The sequence below is a fragment of the Streptomyces sp. NBC_01241 genome, from assembly GCF_041435435.1.
Classification (GTDB): domain Bacteria; phylum Actinomycetota; class Actinomycetes; order Streptomycetales; family Streptomycetaceae; genus Streptomyces.
Window position 1 is genome coordinate 1,694,535 of the sequence record NZ_CP108494.1, and the last position, 18,416, is coordinate 1,712,950.

Below are 18,416 nucleotides of genomic sequence, written 5' to 3' on the forward strand. Positions count from 1 at the left end.
GTGACCAGTCTCAGCGTCGAGACGCTGGCAGCGGACGCCGTCGAACCGATCACTTCGGCAGGCAACGCGCAGTTGGGCATCGCCGTACTGGCGGGCATCGCCGTCATCGTTCTGCTCATCACCAAGTTCAAGATGCATGCGTTCCTCGCGCTGACCATCGGCTCGCTGGCGCTCGGCTCGTTCGCCGGCGCCGCGCCCGTGAAGACGATCGCGAGCTTCACCGCCGGTCTCGGCTCGACCGTCGCGGGTGTCGGTGTCCTGATCGCGCTCGGCGCCATTCTGGGCAAGCTGCTCGCCGACTCCGGCGGCGCGGACCAGATCGTCGACACGATCCTGGCGAAGGCGAGCGGGCGGGCCATGCCGTGGGCGATGGTCCTGATCGCCTCGATCATCGGTCTGCCGCTGTTCTTCGAGGTCGGGATCGTGCTGCTGATCCCGGTGGTGCTGCTCGTCGCCAAACGCGGCAACTACTCCCTGATGCGGATCGGTGTCCCGGCGCTGGCCGGTCTCTCGGTGATGCACGGGCTGATTCCCCCGCACCCCGGCCCGCTGGTGGCGATCGACGCCCTCGGCGCCAATCTCGGCGTCACGCTCGCGCTGGGTGTCCTGGTCGCGATCCCGACCGTGATCATCGCAGGGCCGGTCTTCTCCCGCTACGCCGCGCGCTGGGTGGACATCAAGGCTCCGGAGAAGATGATTCCGCAGCGCCCCTCGGAGGAGCTGGAACGGCGTCCCAGCTTCGGCGCCACCCTGGCGACGATCCTGCTGCCCGTCGTGCTGATGCTCGTCAAGGCCCTGGTCGACATCGTCGTGGACAACCCCGAGAACCACGTCCAGCGGATCACCGATGTGATCGGCTCGCCGCTGATCGCGCTCCTCGCGGCCGTCATAGTCGGCATGTTCACGCTGGGCCGGGCGGCCGGTTTCACCAAGGGCCGGCTCTCCACCACCGTCGAGAAGTCCCTCGCCCCGATCGCGGGTGTGCTGCTGATCGTGGGTGCGGGCGGCGGTTTCAAGCAGACACTCATCGACGCCGGTGTGGGCCAGATGATCCTGGACTTCTCCAAGGACTGGTCGATCCCGGCACTGCTGCTGGGCTGGCTGATCGCCGTCGCGATCCGGCTCGCGACCGGCTCGGCGACCGTGGCCACCATTTCGGCGGCCGGTCTGGTCGCCCCGCTGGCCGCGGACATGTCGACGTCCCACGCCGCGCTGCTGGTCCTCGCCGTCGGCGCGGGTTCGCTCTTCTTCAGCCACGTCAATGACGCCGGGTTCTGGCTGGTGAAGGAGTACTTCGGCATGAACGTCGGTCAGACGATCAAGACCTGGTCGGTGATGGAGACCATCATCTCTGTGGTCTCGCTGGCCTTCATCATGCTGCTCTCGCTGGTCCTGTAGCGAGCGGCCCCTCCCGCACGGCCCTCCCCCCGCGGCGCAAGCCGGGGCCGTGCCCGATGGCGCCCGACCGGCCCGGTACGTATGCCACGGCATGCCTCCGGGGCGGTCGGGCGCCTTTGCCATGTGCGGCGGACACCCTGCCCGGCCCCACAGCCAACTCCGGTCATGAACGGGCTGGTTGGCGGTCTCCGGCCGGCCGCCGACCGGCCTGTGGCCCGGTGCCCGAACCGGCGCGGCGTCCGGCGGCCCATGTCAGACTTGATGCCATGGCGAACTGTGAACCTCTCAAGCCCTTTCTGCTCGCCTTCCCCGGACCGCTGCGCGATCGCCTGGTGGCGGCGGTGCTCGCCGGTGCGAAGGTGTCGACGACCGGGCTGCTCGCGGAGTACGAGGCGGAGAAGGAGGAGCTGCCACCGGTGGGTGAGCGGTCCGCGCTGATCAACTCGGACGGCCGGGAGATCGCGGTGCTGGAGGTGACGGAGGTACGGGTGCTGCGCCTCGGCGACGTCGATCTCCAGCATGCGATCGACGAGGGCGAGGGGGACAGATCGGTGGCCGAGTGGCGTGCGGGGCACGAGAGGTTCTGGCACGGCAAGGAGATGCGGGAGGCGCTCGGCGACCCGGAGTTCACGGTCGACGACGACACGATGGTCGTCGCCGAACGGTTCCGGGTCGTCGAGCTGCTGAATCCCGTCGTGGGCGCGGCGGAACGGTAGGCGGGGCCGGGCAGCCGGTGCCCTACGGCTGCGACGCGAGGATCTCGCGGCAGGTCAGGGGCGGCGCGACGGTGCGGAAGCGGGGGGCGGGAACGGGGCCCGGAGCGGAGCCCGGGACCGGGCGCCGGACACCCGCTAGCCGACGGCCTTCGCCGCCGCCCGGCCCGCCGCCCGGCCGGAGAAGATGCAGCCGCCGAGGAAAGTTCCTTCCAGTGAGCGGTAGCCGTGCACCCCGCCGCCGCCGAAACCGGCCGCCTCCCCCGCCGCGTACACACCGGACAGCGGTGTGCCGTCCTCGGTGAGCACCCGGGAGGACAGGTCCGTCTCCAGCCCGCCGAGCGACTTGCGGGTCAGGATGTTGAGCCGTACGGCGATCAGCGGACCGGCCTTGGGATCGAGGATGCGGTGCGGTGCCGCCGTACGGATCAGCTTGTCCCCCAGATATGTCCGGGCGCCGCGGATCGCGGTGATCTGAAGGTCCTTGGTGAAGGGGTTGGCGATCTCGCGGTCGCGGGCGGTGATCACGCGGCGCAGTTCGGCCTCGTCGATCAGCGGCTCGTCGGTGAGCGCGTTCATTCCGCGGACCAGTGCCGCGAGGTCGTGCTCGACGACGAAGTCCGCCCCGTTGTCCATGAACGCCTTCACCGGCGCCGGTACGTCGGCGCGGGCCCGGCCGAGCACGTCGCGGATCGACTTTCCGGTCAGGTCGGGGTTCTGCTCGGAGCCGGAGAGCGCGAATTCCTTGCCAATGATCTTCCGGTCGAGGACGAACCAGGTGTAGTCGTATCCGGACCTCATGATGTGTTCGAGGGTGCCGAGGGTGTCGAAGCCGGGGAAGAGCGGGACCGGCAGCCGCTTGCCGCGGGCGTCCAGCCAGAGCGAGGACGGTCCCGGCAGGATGCGGATGCCGTGCCTGGCCCAGATCGGGTTCCAGTTCTCGATGCCCTCGGTGTAGTGCCACATCCGGTCGCGGTTGATGTGGTGGGCACCCGCCTCCTCGGCGATGCCGAGCATGAGTCCGTCGACATGGGCGGGCACGCCGGAGAGCATCTTCGCGGGCGGGGTGCCGAGCCGCTGGGGCCACTGCTTGCGTACGAGGTCGTGGTTGCCGCCGATGCCACCGGAGGTGACGATCACCGCCTGGGCCTTCAGCTCGAAGGTGCCGGCCGTCACCCGGCTGCTCGCGGTGCCGCGGGCGGCCGCGCTCGGCTCCAGTATCTCGCCGGTCACCGTGTCGACGGTGCCCGCGGTGCGGCCGAGGCCGGTGACCCGGTGGCGGAACTTCAGCCGGACGAGGCCCTTGACGACGCCCGCGCGGACCCGGCGCTCGAAGGGTGCGACGAGGCCGGGACCGGTGCCCCAGGTGATGTGGAAGCGGGGTACGGAGTTGCCGTGGCCGGTCGCGTCGTACCCGCCGCGCTCCGCCCAGCCGACGACGGGGAAGAGCCGCAGCCCCTGGGCGTGCAGCCAGGAGCGCTTCTCACCGGCCGCGAAGTCGACGTACGCCTCGGCCCACTTGTGTGGCCAGTGGTCCTCCTCGCGGTCGAAGCCCGCCGTGCCGAGCCAGTCCTGGAGGGCCAGCTCATGGCTGTCCTTGATCCGCATCCGGCGCTGCTCGGGCGAGTCGACGAGGAAAAGACCGCCGAAGGACCAGTGCGCCTGGCCGCCGATGGACTGTTCGGGTTCCTGGTCGAGCAGGATCACCGAGCGGCCCGCGTCGACCAGCTCGGCGGTGGCCACCAGACCCGCGAGCCCTGCCCCGATAACGATCACATCAGCGTCGTACGCCATGGGTTCCATCCTTGTCGGGGGTCGCAGGCGGAGCGATCCGGTCACGGCCACGGTGAGGGTCCGGCACGGACGCCGGAGGTTACTCGTGCGTCAGATCCTCTGCACCGGCCGCTGCGGCGTCAACCGCCCGGTCGGCGGCGCCCCGGCCGCACCCCTGGGGCGCAGGCGCTATCGTCGATACGAATCACCCACTTCTGGCCTGACTTGAGGTAGAAGCGTGTCGGTGCTGGTTCTCGTACTCGCCGTGAGTGCCGCCTGCTGTCTGGGGTTCGGCTTCGTCCTCCAGCAGGACGCCGCTTCCCATGCGCCGAGGAGCGACTATCTCTCCTTCCGGCTGCTGCTGGACCTGATGCGGGTACGGAGCTGGCTGGCCGGTGTCGGGCTGATGGTCTGCGGCATGGTGCTGGGCGCCCTGGCCCTGGGCAAGGGCGAACTGTCCATCGTCGAACCACTGCTCGCGACCAATCTGCTCTTCGCGATGGCCCTGTCTCGCCATCGCACCGGGCAACGGCTCGGCCGGCAGGGCTGGGCCGGGCTCTGGATGCTGGCCGGCGGAGTCGCCGCGTTCCTACTGGGGGGCCGGCCGCGGGGCGGTGAGGCGGTGACCGATCCGCTGCGGCACTGGCTGGTGATCGGCGTGGTCGTGGGCGTGGCGCTGCTGCTCACCGCCTTCGCCAAGCGCTATCAGTCCGGGGTCGCCCCGGCGCTGCTCGCGGTGGCGGCCGGACTGCTCTACGGACTCCAGGACGCCCTCACCCGGGTCACCGGCCAGCGGCTGTCGCAGGACGGCTTCGCGACGTTCGCGACGGCATGGCAGCCGTACGCGGTGGTGGCGCTGGGGGTGACGGGCCTGCTCCTGGTGCAGAGCGCGTTCGAGACGGGCCCGCTGCGGGTCTCGCTGCCCCCGCTGACCGCCGCGCAGCCGCTGGCCGGGATCGCCTGCGGGGTCGGTTTCCTCGGTGACCAGCTGCGCACCGACCCCGGCGCGCTGGCCTGGCAGGCGGCCGGTCTCGCGGCGATCGTCACCGGGATCGTCCTGCTGGGACTGCATCCGGCGATGCCGGAGGGGCCCGTGGGCGGGCGCCGGGAGAAGAGCCTGCTGCCGAGCTGAGCGGGCGGTGCGAGCCCCGCGGGCACGTCTTCCCGCGCGCCCCGCCGCACACCCTCGGTGCGTCCTCCCACCGCTCCCGTCGACCATGCCGGGATGGTCCTGTCAGTCCTCTGATATTGGATGAGGGCATGACTCCTTCTGACGAGATCCTGGACATCGTCGACGAGAACGACGTGGTCGTGGGGCAGGCCCCGCGCGGTGAGGCGACCGCGCGGGGCCTGCGCCATCGCTGCGTCTTCATCGAGGCCCGGGATGCCGGGGGCCGGCTCTTCGTGCACCGCAGGACCCCCACGAAGCTGGTCTTCCCGTCCCATTACGACATGTTCGTCGGCGGAGTGGTCGGGGCCGGCGAGTCGTACGACGAGGCGGCGCTGCGGGAGGCGGAGGAGGAGCTGGGGGTGTCGGGGCTCCCTCGTCCCGAGCCGCTCTTCAAGTTCCTCTACGAGAGCGCGGAGCACTCCTGGTGGTCCCACGTCTACCAGGTGCGGTGCGAGCTGCCGGTGCACCCCCAGGTCGAGGAGGTCGCCTGGCACACCTTTCTCACCGACGCGGAGCTGGAGCAGCGGCTCGGCGACTGGGAGTGGGTGCCGGACGGGCTGGAGACGTACCACCGGCTGCGCGCGTTCCGGGCGGGCCGGTCGGTCTAGGGTTCACGCGTGAACGAATTCGTACGGAGCCTGCGGCTGTGGTTCGCGCCGCGGCGAATCCGCGAAGAGGGCGACACCCCCGACTACCGGTTCTCGCTCGCCAATGAGCGCACCTTCCTCGCCTGGATCCGGACGGCTCTCGCACTGATCGGCGGCGGTTTCGCGGTCGACCAGTTCCTCCCGGAGCTGTCGTGGGGCATGCGCGCGGGGCTGGCGCTGGCATTGCTGGCGGCCGGTGTGCTGTGCGCGCTGCGGGCGATCAACCACTGGGTGCGGTGCGAGCGGGCGATGCGGCGCGGGGAGGATCTGCCGGTCTCCCGGTTCCCGACGCTGCTCGGTCTCGCCGTCGCGGTCGTCGCCGTGGCGATGGTGGTGGTGGTCCTCTTCGGGTGGGAGGGCCGGTGACGGCGGACGGGCGCGACCCCGGGCTGCAGCCCGAGCGGACCAGGCTGGCGTGGCGGCGTACGACGCTGTCCTGCACGGTGGTGGCGATCCTGGCGGCCAAGCAGGCGCTGCAGGGCGGGGCGAGCCCGGCCGCGGTCGTCGCCGTGTCGCTGAGCGGGCTGGCCTGGCTGGGTTTCCTGCTCGTGGCGCACCGGCGGGTGCTCGGGATGGGGACCGCGCGTCCGGAACCCCTCTCGGCGCGCGGCGCGCTGACGGCGGCGGCGTGCACGGTCGCGCTCGCGGTGTTCGCCACGGCCATGCTGTTCTGAGGCCGGGGCGCCGGGCCCCTCGGACCTCGGGTCAGACCTCCGGGGTGTCCCAGGGGACGGTGACGACGATCTTTCCGCGGGTCCGTCCCTGCTCGTTCATCCGGTAGGCGTCGGCCGCCCGTTCCAGCGGGAAGACCTGGTCCAGATGGACCGTGACGACGCCCTGTTCGGCTAGTTCCGCCAGGTGGGCGAGGTCCTTGGCGTCCGGACGTACGTAGGCGTAGCGGCCGCCGTACGAGAACACCTCACCGTCCGCGATGGAGGCCGGCCGGCCCCCGGGCTTCAGCAGGTCGGCGGAGACCCGGAGCGCCTCCCCGCCCACGGTGTCGAACGCGGCGTCGACGCCGTCCGGGGCCAGCGCCCGGAGCCGGTCGGCGAGGCCGTCGCCGTAGGCCACCGGTTGTGCGCCGAGCTGCCGGACGTGGTCGTGGTTGCGTTCGCTGACCGGGCGTCCGACGAGGGCGACGGCGAGCGGCTCGGCGAGTTCGAGGTGCGTGCCGTCCCCGTACGTCTCCCCGACGCCGGTCACACCGCCGCGTGTGACGACTTCCACGATGAGCCGCGGGGTGTACGGCTGGTGGACGCCCTGGGTGTTGAGCAGGGGCGGGTCGGCTATCAGGACCGGGGTCAGCCGGACTTCCGCGATCAGCAGCTCTGGTTTCCTACATGAACCATATTCAGGGATGCGACTGGACGCCAGACTTCCGGACCAAGTCCGCGCGGAGTGCGCGTGGCGGATTCCGGGAGTCCACTGGACGACATACCGACTGGTCGGCATCATGAACACCGACCGTTTCTCACCCCGGAGGTGCGCACGATGAGCCCAGTCCACCCGCCAGGTCTCGACCTCGACCGGCTGCGCGGCCATCTCGACCGCGAGCGGCCGGGTCTGGTGAACGGACCGCTCGAAGCCCGGCTCATCGAGGGCGGCCGCTCGAACCTGACGTACGTCGTCACGGACGGCACGGGGCGCTGGGTCGTCCGCAGGCCCCCGCTGGGTCATGTGCTGGCCACCGCGCACGACATGAAGCGCGAGCACCGGGTGATCAGCGCCCTGCACCCGACAGCCGTTCCGGTACCCGAGCCCGTGCTGCTCTGCGAGGACGACTCGGTGATCGGGTCGCCCTTCTACGTCATGGAGTACGTCGAGGGCACCCCGTACCGCACGGCCGAACAGCTCGCGCCGCTGGGCGCCGAGCGCACCCGGGCGGCCGTCCTCGGCCTCGTCGACACGCTCGTCGAACTGCACGCCGTGGACCCGGGGTCCGTCGGCCTGGGCGACTTCGGGCGCCCCGAGGGCTTCCTCGACCGGCAGCTGCGCCGCTGGGGCAAGCAGCTGGACGCCTCCCGCAACCGCGAGCTGCCCGGCATCGACGAACTGCACGCCGCGCTCGGCCGGGAACTGCCCGCCTCCCCCTCGCCCACCGTCGTACACGGCGACTATCGCCTGGACAACGCCCTGATCGGCTCCGACGACCGGATCAGGGCCGTCCTCGACTGGGAGATGTCGACGCTCGGCGACCCGCTGACCGACCTCGGCCTGCTCGTGATGTACAGCTCGGACCTCGGCCTGGCGAACTCCCCGGTCTCCACCACCAGCGGCGCGGCCGGCCACCCCACCCCCGCCGAACTGATCGAGCGCTACGCCGCACGCTCCGGCCGCGACACCTCCGCCATCTCCTGGTACACGGCGTTCGCCTGGTTCAAGCTCGCCGTGATCCTGGAGGGCATCCACTACCGCTACACGCTGGGCCGGACCGTCGGCGCCGGCTTCGACCGCATCGGCGGTCTCGTCCCGGTCTTCATCGAGCACGGCCTCATCACCCTCCAGGAAGGCTGATCCCCCATGGACTTCGCATTCGACGCCCGTACCGAGGAGCTGCGCACCAAGCTGCTCGCCTTCATGGACGAGCATGTATACCCGGCCGAGAAGATCGCGGACGAACAGCGCGCGCTGCTCGCCTCTCCGTGGGACACCCCGCAGATCGTCGAGGACCTCAAGGCCGAGGCGCGACGGCAGGGGCTGTGGAACCTCTTCCTCCCCGACGCCGGGTACGGTGCCGGGCTGACCAACCTCCAGTACGCCCCGCTCGCCGAAATTACCGGCCGCTCCCCGCAGTTGGCCCCGACCGCACTCAACTGCGCGGCCCCGGACACCGGAAACATGGAGGTGCTCTTCCAGTTCGCCACGGACGAGCAGAAGAAGCAGTGGCTGGAGCCGCTGCTCGCCGGAGAGATCCGCTCCGCGTTCGCGATGACGGAGCCGGAGGTGGCCTCCTCGGACGCGACGAACATCGAGACCCGGATCGTGCGCGACGGCGGGGACTACGTCATCAACGGCCGCAAGTGGTACATCTCCGGGGCGATGAACCCGGACTGCGAGATCTTCATCGTGATGGGCAAGACAGCGACTGCCGATGACCCTGCGGGCGCCGACATCCGCAGCCGGCAGTCGATGATCCTGGTCCCGCGCGACACCCCCGGTCTCGAAGTACGGCGCGCCATGCAGGTGTACGGCTACGAGGACCACTCCCACGGCGGTCACGCCGAGGTCGTCCTCACGGACGTACGGGTGCCCGCCGCGAACCTGATCGGCGAGGAGGGCGGCGGCTTCGCGATCGCCCAGGCGCGTCTCGGCCCCGGCCGCATCCACCACTGCATGCGGCTGATCGGCATGGCCGAGCGGGCGATCGAGCTGATGTGCAGGCGGGCGGTGTCCCGTACGGCCTTCGGCAAGCCGCTCGCCCAGCAGGGCGTCGTACAGAACTGGATCGCGGACGCGCGGGTCACGGTGGAGCAGTTGCGGCTGCTGGTGCTGAAGACGGCGTGGCTGATGGACACGGTGGGCAACCGGGGCGCGCACACGGAGATCCAGGCCATCAAGATCGCCACCCCGCGCGCCGTGGTCGACATCCTGGACCGGGCGGTGCAGTTGCACGGCGCGGGCGGCGTCAGCCAGGACTTCCCGCTGGCCGAACTGTGGGCGGCGGCACGTACGTTGCGGCTGGCGGACGGGCCGGACGAAGTGCATCAGCGGTCGTTGGCGCGGCAGGAGATCAAGCGGTACGTCTAGGCGGTGGCCTGGGCGGGGGTGAGTGCGGAGCCCGCCGGGCTGCCGCGTTGTCCTCAATCGCCGGGCGGGCTCGGGGTGGTGCCGGGCGGGCTCGGCTTCCTGATTCGGTCGAGAACGTCCGTGTAGAGCGAGCGTCTGTCGGGGCGGGCGTGGGCGGTGGCCTGCCGGAGGGCCGGGATCGCTGCCTCGCCCATCCCGACGAGCCCCTCGGCCGCCGTCCTGCGCACGACGGGGTTCGGGTGCGCGAGCAGTCCCGTCACGGCGGGGATCGCGGGCTCCCAGCCGGCGTGGCAGAGCGTGCGGATCGCCGTACGCGTCACGTCCGGCAAGGGATCGTCCAGCAGGATCATCGTGTGGCCCAGATAGGTGCGCCGGTCCAGCATCATCCGTGAGGTCCGGTGGGCGCGCAGGCGGACCTTGGCCCGGGGATGGTGCAGCAACTCGCCGATCAGGTCGGGGAGCCGGGAGTCCTTGTCCGGGTCCGGGCCGGAGTGCGTCTCGGCCAGATCCACGAGGGCCCGGCTCATCTGTTCCGGGGTGCCGTTCCGGGCCAATTCCAGCAGTTCCCGCCGGAACGGGCGTTGCGAGGGTCCGGCGGGCGCGGCCGGGGCGCGGTCACGGAGCGCTGCCAGCGCTGCCGCGTCCTGCTGCAGGGCATCCGGGCCGCGCAGCGGACCTTCGACGAGAAGGAGCCGGTCCGCGAGGTCGTCGCGTCCTTCGGCGCGCAGTCGCCGACACGTACGCGTCAACGCGGGGGTGCGCAGCAGTCTGCGGTCGAGGAGCAGGTCGAGGAAACCCCAGGCCCCGGCCTCGAGACGGTCGCCGAGGGTCCTGGCGAGCGCGTCGGCGGGGTAGGTGCGCAGGGCCTCGCCGACCGCCGGTCCAGCGGCGGGCGGGGCGTGCTCCCACCACTCAAGTAGCAGCGGGACCAGTGGTTCCAGTGCCCACGGGTCGAGCTTCGAGGCCGCGCGGGCCACCCGGTCGTGCAGGATGTCGTCGCCCCGGAGTTCCGCCTCGCCGAGGGTACGTAGTGCACGGGCCAGGTCTCCGCCGATGGGTATGTCGATGTGCCCGCGGAGGTATGCGCGAAGCACCGGCAGCCGGGCCTCGGCCTCAGGCCACTTCGCCAGCGCCAGGGCGGCGGTCTCTTTGCGGTCCGCGGCGGTCGACCCCAGCATGTCCAGCAGGCGCTCCCGCAGGGCCGCCGAGCGAGGCTGGTCGAGGTCGTCGATGTGCACGCGTCGTGGCGACGGCGTCGGCGCATGGACGGTCTCGGCGATGGTCCAGGGCGGTACGTCGAGGGGCTGAAGATCCGTCATCCAGTCGAGCAGGACGGCCCGGACCTCGGGGTCCGCGCCATGGTGGGCCTCGATCAGTGCGGTCAGTCGGTCCCGCGAGCCGACCCTGCCGTCGTCCTGTCGGCGGAACTCCTCCAGAGTGCCCGGTACGCGCACCGCGTCGTCCAGCGCCGCCCGCCATGCCCGGGTCTCGGCGGGCAGGGGTGCCGCGGTGGGCTCCGGGACTGCGAACGCCTCCCTCAGCACGGCGGCGTGGGCCTGCCATGGGTCGGGGCCGAACCGGGCGACCGCGAGTGCCTGATCGAGGTCGGCGCGGACCAGCACAGCGCCGAGACGGCGCAGCAGCGTCAGCGTGGACCGGCTCGGCGTCGTGGGTGCGGGACGCAGGGCCCGTACCGCAGCGACTGCGACCGGCCTGTCGGCCGCCGTCATCGTCGGCGCGACCGCTTCGAGTACCGCGACCAGGCCGTGCCGGTCCTCGTCCCGGGCGTCGACGAGCGCGTCGAGCAGGACCCGTACGGACCGGGCGAACACCGTCAGCTCCCCGGCCTCCCAGGGTTCGGGGCAGATACGCAGCGCGAACCGCACCACCCCGTCCCGGACCGCGGGTCGGGAGCCGGCCAGCCGGAGCCAGTCGGCGAGCATCGGCCGCAGCTCGTTCAGCCGGTCGGGGTGGAGCGGCACGTCCCGCTCGGCGGCGCGCAGCGCGACCGAGGGATCCCAGCCCCCGTCCACCAGCGACCTGATGTCACGGTCCACCGCACCGTCCACCGATGACCGCCGTGCGACGGCCGATGTGGTGATGCCGTACCTGGCCAGCGGTATCGCCAGATCCTTCACGTCCCCCGAGGCCAGACCGACCCGGCCGTCCGCCACCAGGGAGAGCAGGGTGGCCGCCACCGGTGACGCCTGGTTGTCCAGCGCGAGAACCGAGCGGGCGCCGAGGGCGCCGTCGAGGCCCTCCAGCAGCAGTTCGCGGGTACGGCCTTCCCGGCTGTGCTCGGCGGCGGCGAGCAGTGTCGCCGCGTAGGCGTCGCCGAGGACGGCGCGCAGGGCCGCGACGAGCGTGCCGCGCAGCCCGGGATTGTCGTGGTGCCCGAGCCAGAAGAGCAGCTTGGGCAGCGCCGCGGGTGTGCCCGCGCGGACCAGTGCCTCGGCGGCGGTCTTCTTGATGTTCATGTTCGAACGGTCAAGACATGCGGCGATCGCGGCGCACGCCCAGTGGGCACGTGCGTGACCAAGGGCGAGCAGGGTCTGCCGGACAGTCTGGATGTCCTGAGCGGTGGTCAGCGCGATCAGGGTCGCCGACAGCGCCTGTGCGTCCTCGCCGGTGGCGTCGCGGGCGAGCAGGGCGATGACGTGTTTGCGTACGTGCCGGTCGCGGTGGCGCAGCAGCCGGTGCACCCGGGCGCGGGTGCCCGCCCAGGGGGCCCGGAGCAGCAGTTCGAGCAGAATCGCCTGCTCGCGGTCGGACAGCCCTGGCCGGTCCAGGAGATCCAGTGCCGTGGTCGCGACGAGTGCGTGGCCGGCCTCTCGCGCGTCTGCCGTCTCCAGCAGGCAGACGGGCCGGATCGCGCCCCGCTCGTGGAGCCGACGGCCCAGGGCGTGCACGGCGTCCAGGACCTCCTGCGGCACCACGGGCTCACCGCCCGGCTGCCCGTGTTCCCGCTCCCGCACCGCCGCCTGCTCGGCCACGACGCGCAGTAGCAGATCGGAAATGACCGGCAGTGAGCCGGCGTTGCCGTGGGCCGCGATCCGGCACAGCGCCGCAGCCGGGTCGTCCGGGTCCGGATGGGAGCTCAGCAGGGCCAGTTCGCGCTCGTCCGGGCCACCGAGGTCGGCCGCGATGCGGGCCGGCAGATCGACGGGATCGAGTCGTACGAGGAGGGCACGCCTCTGCTCCGGATCGCGGGTCAGCTGCCACAGCAGTTCGAGGGCGCGGTTCCGTACGGCGTACAGATGAGGCGCGATCAAGTCCCCGGCCAGGCCCAGCCCTTCTCGCAGGGCCGCTACCGTTCGCTGCCCGCCGATGGCCTCCAGAGCGTCGAGGGCAGCGGCAGGCGCCCAGGGCAGCTGAGCGATCACGGCATCCTCGGCATCCGTGTGGCGCAGCGCGCGGATCGCGTCGAGGAACGGACCGGGGTCGGGAGCCGAGGGAAGTGCGCGCGTGATGGCGTCCCCGACGGGAAGCTCGGCGGCTCCCTGCTCGGCCAGGGCCACCAGCAGGGCGAGCCGTCGCGGCCGGCTCGGATCGTCGGCAGCCGCATCGGTCAGCAGCCCGAACACCTCCTTGCGGCAGGTGAACAGGATCGTCGCGACCTCGCGGGGCGGGATCGAGTGATCGGCCAGAACCAGGCCGATGACGGCCGGAACGTCCCGACCGTCCACGAAGTGCCCGCGCCGGTGGAGACCACGCAGGCATGTCACCGTCGGCCCGCCGAACAACAGCGGATCGCGTGCAGCGACGGCCGTGAGGTCACCGATGTCGGCGCGGTCCGCCAGATCGCCGAGCAGTTCCATTCCCCGGCGGCGAAGGCCCGGCGGAAGATCCGGATCGTCGATGATCTCCCGCAGCAGGGCCTTGTGGCCGTGGCGGGCGGCGGCCGCAAGGGCGGCGTCGGCCACCGCAAGCCTCTCCCCCGCCGGACCGGCGGTGAGGAACGTCGAGATGCACCCCGGCCGCAGCGGCTCCATCGCCGCCCAGGGCTCGGCGAGTTCGCCCAGTGCGCCGACGACGACCCGGTCGTCGTCGGCGCCGAGCAGGCCGATCAGGATTTCACGGACCAGCGCGGGAGCCAGCAGTCCGGCGTGCAGCCCCTGCCGGGCGAGCCGCAGCGCCTCGGCCTGCAGCACCGGGTCGCCGCTGTCCGCCAGCTCGCTCACGAGTCGCGACGGGCTGTGCGCGCCGGTGATGTCTGTCTGCCGTACGGCCTGGTAGAGGAGTTCGCCCGCGGCTTCGTCACGGATCACTACGGGCTCGTCGAGGAGTTCGGCGCGCAGCCACGCGATCGCCACCCGTACGGGCAGCCCGGCCGTGCGCCATGGCGGGCGGGGGCGGCCCCGGAGATGGGGGGCGAGTCGCTCGTAGAGCCCCGCCAGGAGGAGATCCGCCTCCGGTGGTCCCGTCAGCGATACGGGCAGCAGCCCGGCGAGTTCGGCCCTCTCCCCGTTGTCGGACAGGGGGCCGGCTGTCACTCGCTCGGTGAGCAGGACCAGCCCGAGATGACGCAGGGTGGGGTCCTCGTGCCGGATCAGACGTCGGAGCACGGCCGGTGGACAGTCGCGCGCGTCCAGGAGCCGGGACAGTCGTCCTGCGTCGGCCCCGCGTACGGCGTCGTGGAACGGTTCGTCGGCCGGCGTCTTCACCGTCGGATGCTAACCGGATGCGCCCGGCTCCACCAGCGGGTTTCGACCCCGTCAGTAGCCGCCGAACGGCACATGGTCCGCCAGCGCCAGTTCGCGGACGAAAGCCCGCACGCGCAGCAGGCACCGGGCGGCGAGGCGGACGGCCGCGGTGTGGCGCGGTCCGTAGGCCACGGCCCAGAGTGCGGGGACGCGCGCGGAGGGCTGGACGTGAGTCATACATCCAGCTTCGCCCCGTACAGGCGGTCGGTCCAACAGATGGTTTCGCTGGCTGTGATCGATATCGTTGATGGATGGAGATACGCCAACTCCGCCACTTCATGGCGGTGGTCACGCACGGCACCTTCACCGCCGCCGCCCGTGCCGAGCTGATCGTGCAGTCAGCACTGAGCACCTCCGTACGCAACCTCGAACGGGAGCTGGGAGCCGAGCTGTTCGACCGGACGGGGCGGCGGGTGATCCTCACCGAGGCGGGACGGGCGCTGCTGCCGTCGGCCCGGTCGGTGCTCGCCGGTGCCGAGGCGGGGCGGGACGCGGTGGCCGCCGTGTCGGGGCTGGTGACCGGCCGGGTCCGGATCGGCACCATCCAGACGCTGACCTGCGTGGACCTGGCGGCCGAGCTGGCCTCCTACCACCGGCTGTGGCCGGGGGTGCAGATCTCGCTGCGGGAGGCGACGACGCCGGAACTGGTGGCGGGGGTCCGGGCCGGTGAGCTGGATCTCGCCTTTCTCGCGCCGGACGCCGCCGAGCTCCCGGACGGCATCGTCGGGTTCGCGACCTGGCACGAGGACCTGGTGCTGATCACCGCGCCGGGCCATCGGCTGGCAACGGCCGGAAGCACCCTGATCAAGGATCTCGCCGACGAGCCGTTCGTGGACTTCCGCGCGGGCACCGGACTGGAGACCGCGGTGCGGCGGCTGGCCGCGCACTGCGGGCTGGAGCGCCGGATCACCTGTGACGTCACCCAGATCCGGCTGCTCGTCGATCTCGTGCGGGCCGGGATCGGCGTGGCGATCGTGCCGCGGCGGATCGGTACGGACGCAGGGCTGCCGTGTGTCGGCATCCGGCAGGCGGAGCCCGGCCGGACGGTGGTCCTCGCGGGGCGGGCGCCCCGCCCCCGCAACCCGGCGGCGGAGGCGCTCCTCGGCCGGCTGACCGGTGGTGGTGCCGGAGCACCCGCCTAGGGACGCAGGGCGCGCAGCAGCAGGTCGGCGAGGTGGTCGGCGACCTCCTGCTGGCTGAGCGGACCGTCCGGCCGGTACCAGGTGGACAGGTGGTGGACCGAGCCGAAGTGGTAGTCGACGATCAGGTCCGCCGGGGTGGCCGTGGAGAACACGCCGCTCCGCTGGCCCTCTTCGACCAGGGCCCGGAAGCGCTCGTGATAGCGGCGCCGCTCCACCCGTACCTGCTTGTTCTTCTCCGGGCTCAGGTGGTGCATGGACCGGAAGAAGATCGAGGCGTCGTCGAGGTTCTCGATGGTCGTGACGACCACGTCCGCGGCGGCGTCGCGCAGCCGCTGTTCGACCGGGGCGTCGGCGTCGGCGAAGGCGTCGAGCCGCTCCTGCTGGAGCCGGAGCACCCGGGCGTAGACCTCCTGGAGGAGGTCCTCCTTGGAGCCGAAGTAGTGGTAGAGGGCACCCTTGGTGACGCCCGCCGCCTCGACGATCTCCTGGACCGAGGTGCGGTCGTAGCCCCGCTCGGCGAAGAGCCGGGTGGCGGCGGCCAGCAGCCGCTGAGGGACGGGGGGCGTGTCCCCGTCCGTCGCCTTGGCCATTGCCGCCACCTTCCTTCCGTACCGTGCGTGAATCCGTGCCGTGCGTGAAACGCTCTGCTGAGCCTGAAGCGGTCCATCGGGGGAACGCAGTTCCCGTCCGAGGATCTTCCCACTCGCCGTCTTCGGGAGTTCGGTCAGGATCTCGACCTCGCGCGGCCGGACCTTGAGGCCGGAGGCAGCGCCGGGTGCCCGGGGCTGCGGGCGACGGAGGCGCCGAAGGCGTGGAGCAGGATCCCGGCCGGGCCGACGGGGCCCGCTGGGCCTCGCTGAGCGGGGAGGCTCAGGGCCTGGCGGCGTAGATCGACCCGTTCACGCACCGGTCTCCTCCCACTTCTGCTGGAGGTGGTTCATATGGCCGAGCCAGTGGTCGGTGTCCTTGGTGCGGGCCCGGTAGTACCCGGCGACCTCGGGGTGCGGCAGGACGAGGAAGCGGTCCTCGGCCATGGCGTCGAAGAGCGCGTCGGCGACCGCCTCGGGCTCGATGGCGCTGGGGGCGAGGACGAGCTCACCGGCCGATCCGGCGGCCGTGAGCATGTCCGTACGCACACCCTGGGGGCAGATCGCGTGGACCTTGACACCGCGGTGGCGGTAGGTGAGGGAGAGCCATTCGGCGAAGGCGACGACGCCGTGCTTGGTGACGCTGTACGGGGCGGCGCCGATCATCGTCAGCAGTCCGGCGGCCGAGGCGGTCGAGACGAACCGGCCGCTGCCGCGCTCCAGCCAGTGGGGCAGCAGTGCCCTGGCCGCGCGGACGTGGGCCATCACATTGACGTCCCAGGCGGCGGCCCAGACCTCCTCGTCGGCGAAGACGTCACCGGGCGAGGCGAGGCCCGCGTTGGCGCAGTAGATGTCGACGGTGCCGTCCAGCGCGTCACGCGCGGCGTCCACGATCCGCGAGGCGTCACCGGCGACGGCGACGGCGCCGATCTCCTCGGCCAGCGGCCCGATCCTGGCCTCGTCGAGGTCGTTGACCACGACCCGCGCGCCTTCCGCGGCGAATCGGCGGGACAGGGCGGCTCCGATGCCGCCTCCGGCCCCTGTGACCACTACGCCCGTGCCCTGCACCGTACTCATCGGGTCCCGCCTCTCTCCGCCGGCTGCCTCAGCAGACTAACCAGTCGGTATGTCGTAGCGGAAGAGGCCGGACCGGCTCGGGCGACACTCCTGTCGCACCCGTCTCGTCCAGCTCATTCCGTACGGCCCGAACGCGCGCTAGCGTGCGTGACCATGACAGAGGTCGCGATCATGGAGGTAGCTGAATGAGCCTGTCCAGACGTGGTTTGCTGGCCGCCGGCGGTGCGGTGGGGGCCCTCGCGGCGACGGCCGCCGGTACCGGGGCCGCGGCCGCCGCCCCCGGCAACGGGCGGGGCAACGGGCACGGCCGGGTCCGTACCGGCTTCGACCTGCTGGCGGCGGACGGCTACGCGCTGTTGAAGGGCCAGAAGGTCGGGGTCGTCACCAACCCGACCGGTATCACGTCCGACGTGCGTCACATCGTCGATGTGATGCATCCGGACCAGCGGGTCGACCTGATCGCCGTCTTCGGGCCCGAGCACGGCTTCCGCGGCACCGCACAGGCGGGCGGTTCGGAGGGGCGGTACGACGATCCGGCGACCGGACTCCCCGTCTACGACACGTACTTGAAGAGCGGGCAGCCGCTCGCCGACGTCTTCACCGCGTCCGGTGTGGACACGGTCGTCTTCGACATCCAGGACGCGGGCGCCCGCTTCTACACGTACATCTGGACGCTGTACGACTGCATGGAGGCGGCGGCCCTCGCGGGCAAGCGGTTCGTGGTCCTGGACCGGCCGAACCCGGTGACCGGGCGGGCGGCGCTCGGGCCGGTGCTGGACCCGTCGTTCGCCACGTTCGTGGGCCGCCGGGAGATCGCCCAGGCACACGGTATGACGGTCACCGAGCTGGCGCTGCTGTTCAACAAGGAGTACCTGGCCCGGCCGGTGGATCTGCGCATCGTGAAGATGTCGGGGTGGAAGCGCGCGGACTTCTTCGACGCGACGGGGCTGCCGTGGGTGCCACCGAGCCCCAACATGCCGACGCCGGACACGGCGCTGGTCTACTCGGGGACCTGCCTGTTCGAGGGCACGAACCTGTCCGAGGGGCGCGGCACCACCCGGCCGTTCGAGCTGCTCGGCGCCGAAGGCATCGACCACCGGTGGGCGGCGGCAGCGAACGCGCTCGGTCTGCCGGGAGTCGCGTTCCGCGAGGCGTACTTCGCGCCGACGTTCTCCAAGTTCCAGGGGACGACGGTCGGCGGGGTGCAGTTGCACGTGCACGACCGCGAGGCTTTTGATCCGGTACGCACGGGGATCGCACTGCTGGTCACGGCGAAGCGGACGTGGAGCGGGTTCGCCTGGCGCTCGGACAACTGGATCGACAAGCTCACCGGCAACACGCGGGTCCGCACGATGATCGACGCGGGGGCGGACACGGACGAGGTGGTGGGGGCGTGGGCGAACGACCTCGCCGCGTTCCGGTCCGTACGGAAGAAGTACCTCCAGTACCGGTGAGGCA

Annotated in this window: 15 protein-coding genes and 1 pseudogene; 10 read left to right on the forward strand and 6 right to left on the reverse strand. The window is 71.6% G+C overall.

All coding sequences use genetic code 11. The features are described from left to right. On the forward strand, positions 1–1,398 hold the full coding sequence (locus OG306_RS07220; protein WP_266745272.1) for a gluconate:H+ symporter: 1,398 nt from the start codon (positions 1–3) through the stop codon (positions 1,396–1,398). Between the two features lie 266 nt (positions 1,399–1,664). Beyond that, positions 1,665–2,114 carry an ASCH domain-containing protein gene (locus tag OG306_RS07225; RefSeq protein ID WP_266745273.1) on the forward strand — a complete coding sequence of 150 codons (450 nt, stop codon included), beginning with the start codon at positions 1,665–1,667 and terminating at the stop codon, positions 2,112–2,114. A 135-nt stretch (positions 2,115–2,249) separates the two neighbouring features. On the opposite strand, the gene OG306_RS07230 is transcribed toward OG306_RS07225, so the two are convergent. Beyond that, on the reverse strand, positions 2,250–3,905 hold the full coding sequence (locus tag OG306_RS07230) for an FAD-binding dehydrogenase (RefSeq protein WP_266745274.1): 1,656 nt from the start codon (positions 3,903–3,905) through the stop codon (positions 2,250–2,252). A 217-nt stretch (positions 3,906–4,122) separates the two neighbouring features. Between OG306_RS07230 and OG306_RS07235 the strand changes: the two genes are divergently transcribed. From OG306_RS07235 to OG306_RS07250, 4 genes are all read left to right on the forward strand, one after another. Then, positions 4,123–5,016, forward strand: a complete 894-nt coding sequence (locus OG306_RS07235; protein ID WP_266745275.1) for a DMT family transporter — start codon at positions 4,123–4,125, stop codon at positions 5,014–5,016. Between the two features lie 128 nt (positions 5,017–5,144). Beyond that, positions 5,145–5,663 (forward strand): NUDIX domain-containing protein, encoded by a 519-nt coding sequence (locus tag OG306_RS07240; protein ID WP_266745276.1) that lies wholly within the window; start codon positions 5,145–5,147, stop codon positions 5,661–5,663. Positions 5,664–5,672: 9 nt separating this feature from the next. Continuing rightward, positions 5,673–6,068 (forward strand): YidH family protein, encoded by a 396-nt coding sequence (locus tag OG306_RS07245; RefSeq protein ID WP_266745277.1) that lies wholly within the window; start codon positions 5,673–5,675, stop codon positions 6,066–6,068. Next, a complete protein-coding gene (locus OG306_RS07250) occupies positions 6,065–6,376 on the forward strand; it encodes a DUF202 domain-containing protein (RefSeq protein ID WP_266745278.1) in 312 nt (103 codons plus the stop codon). The genes OG306_RS07245 and OG306_RS07250 overlap by 4 nt, the downstream gene beginning before the upstream one ends. A 31-nt stretch (positions 6,377–6,407) precedes the next feature. Here OG306_RS07250 and OG306_RS07255 read toward each other — a convergent pair. After that, positions 6,408–6,824: pseudogene (locus OG306_RS07255) on the reverse strand (zinc-binding dehydrogenase); the annotation flags it as partial. Positions 6,825–7,193: 369 nt separating this feature from the next. Between OG306_RS07255 and OG306_RS07260 the strand changes: the two are divergent. Together OG306_RS07260 and OG306_RS07265 are read left to right on the forward strand one after the other, a co-directional pair. Then, positions 7,194–8,216 (forward strand): phosphotransferase family protein, encoded by a 1,023-nt coding sequence (locus OG306_RS07260; RefSeq protein ID WP_266745280.1) that lies wholly within the window; start codon positions 7,194–7,196, stop codon positions 8,214–8,216. Positions 8,217–8,222: 6 nt separating this feature from the next. After that, entirely contained in the window at positions 8,223–9,449 is a 1,227-nt protein-coding gene (locus tag OG306_RS07265; protein ID WP_266907119.1) for an acyl-CoA dehydrogenase family protein, read from the forward strand. Between the two features lie 53 nt (positions 9,450–9,502). Here OG306_RS07265 and OG306_RS07270 read toward each other — a convergent pair whose 3' ends face one another. Next, positions 9,503–14,113 (reverse strand): HEAT repeat domain-containing protein, encoded by a 4,611-nt coding sequence (locus OG306_RS07270; RefSeq protein WP_371665196.1) that lies wholly within the window; start codon positions 14,111–14,113, stop codon positions 9,503–9,505. Positions 14,114–14,164: 51 nt separating this feature from the next. Then, positions 14,165–14,329 (reverse strand): hypothetical protein, encoded by a 165-nt coding sequence (locus OG306_RS07275; protein ID WP_266745283.1) that lies wholly within the window; start codon positions 14,327–14,329, stop codon positions 14,165–14,167. A 74-nt stretch (positions 14,330–14,403) separates the two neighbouring features. Here OG306_RS07275 and OG306_RS07280 point away from each other — a divergent pair, with 74 nt between their 5' ends. Continuing rightward, positions 14,404–15,294 (forward strand): LysR family transcriptional regulator, encoded by an 891-nt coding sequence (locus OG306_RS07280; protein ID WP_266907115.1) that lies wholly within the window; start codon positions 14,404–14,406, stop codon positions 15,292–15,294. Here OG306_RS07280 and OG306_RS07285 read toward each other — a convergent pair. Both OG306_RS07285 and OG306_RS07290 read right to left on the reverse strand, forming a co-directional pair. After that, entirely contained in the window at positions 15,291–15,884 is a 594-nt protein-coding gene (locus OG306_RS07285) for a TetR/AcrR family transcriptional regulator (protein WP_266745285.1), read from the reverse strand. The two genes, OG306_RS07280 and OG306_RS07285, sit on opposite strands and share 4 nt — an antisense overlap. Positions 15,885–16,193: 309 nt before the next feature. After that, entirely contained in the window at positions 16,194–16,958 is a 765-nt protein-coding gene (locus tag OG306_RS07290) for an SDR family oxidoreductase (protein WP_266745286.1), read from the reverse strand. 185 nt (positions 16,959–17,143) lie between these two features. Between OG306_RS07290 and OG306_RS07295 the strand changes: the two genes are divergently transcribed. Beyond that, on the forward strand, positions 17,144–18,412 hold the full coding sequence (locus OG306_RS07295) for an exo-beta-N-acetylmuramidase NamZ family protein (protein WP_266745287.1): 1,269 nt from the start codon (positions 17,144–17,146) through the stop codon (positions 18,410–18,412). Positions 18,413–18,416 lie beyond the last annotated feature (4 nt).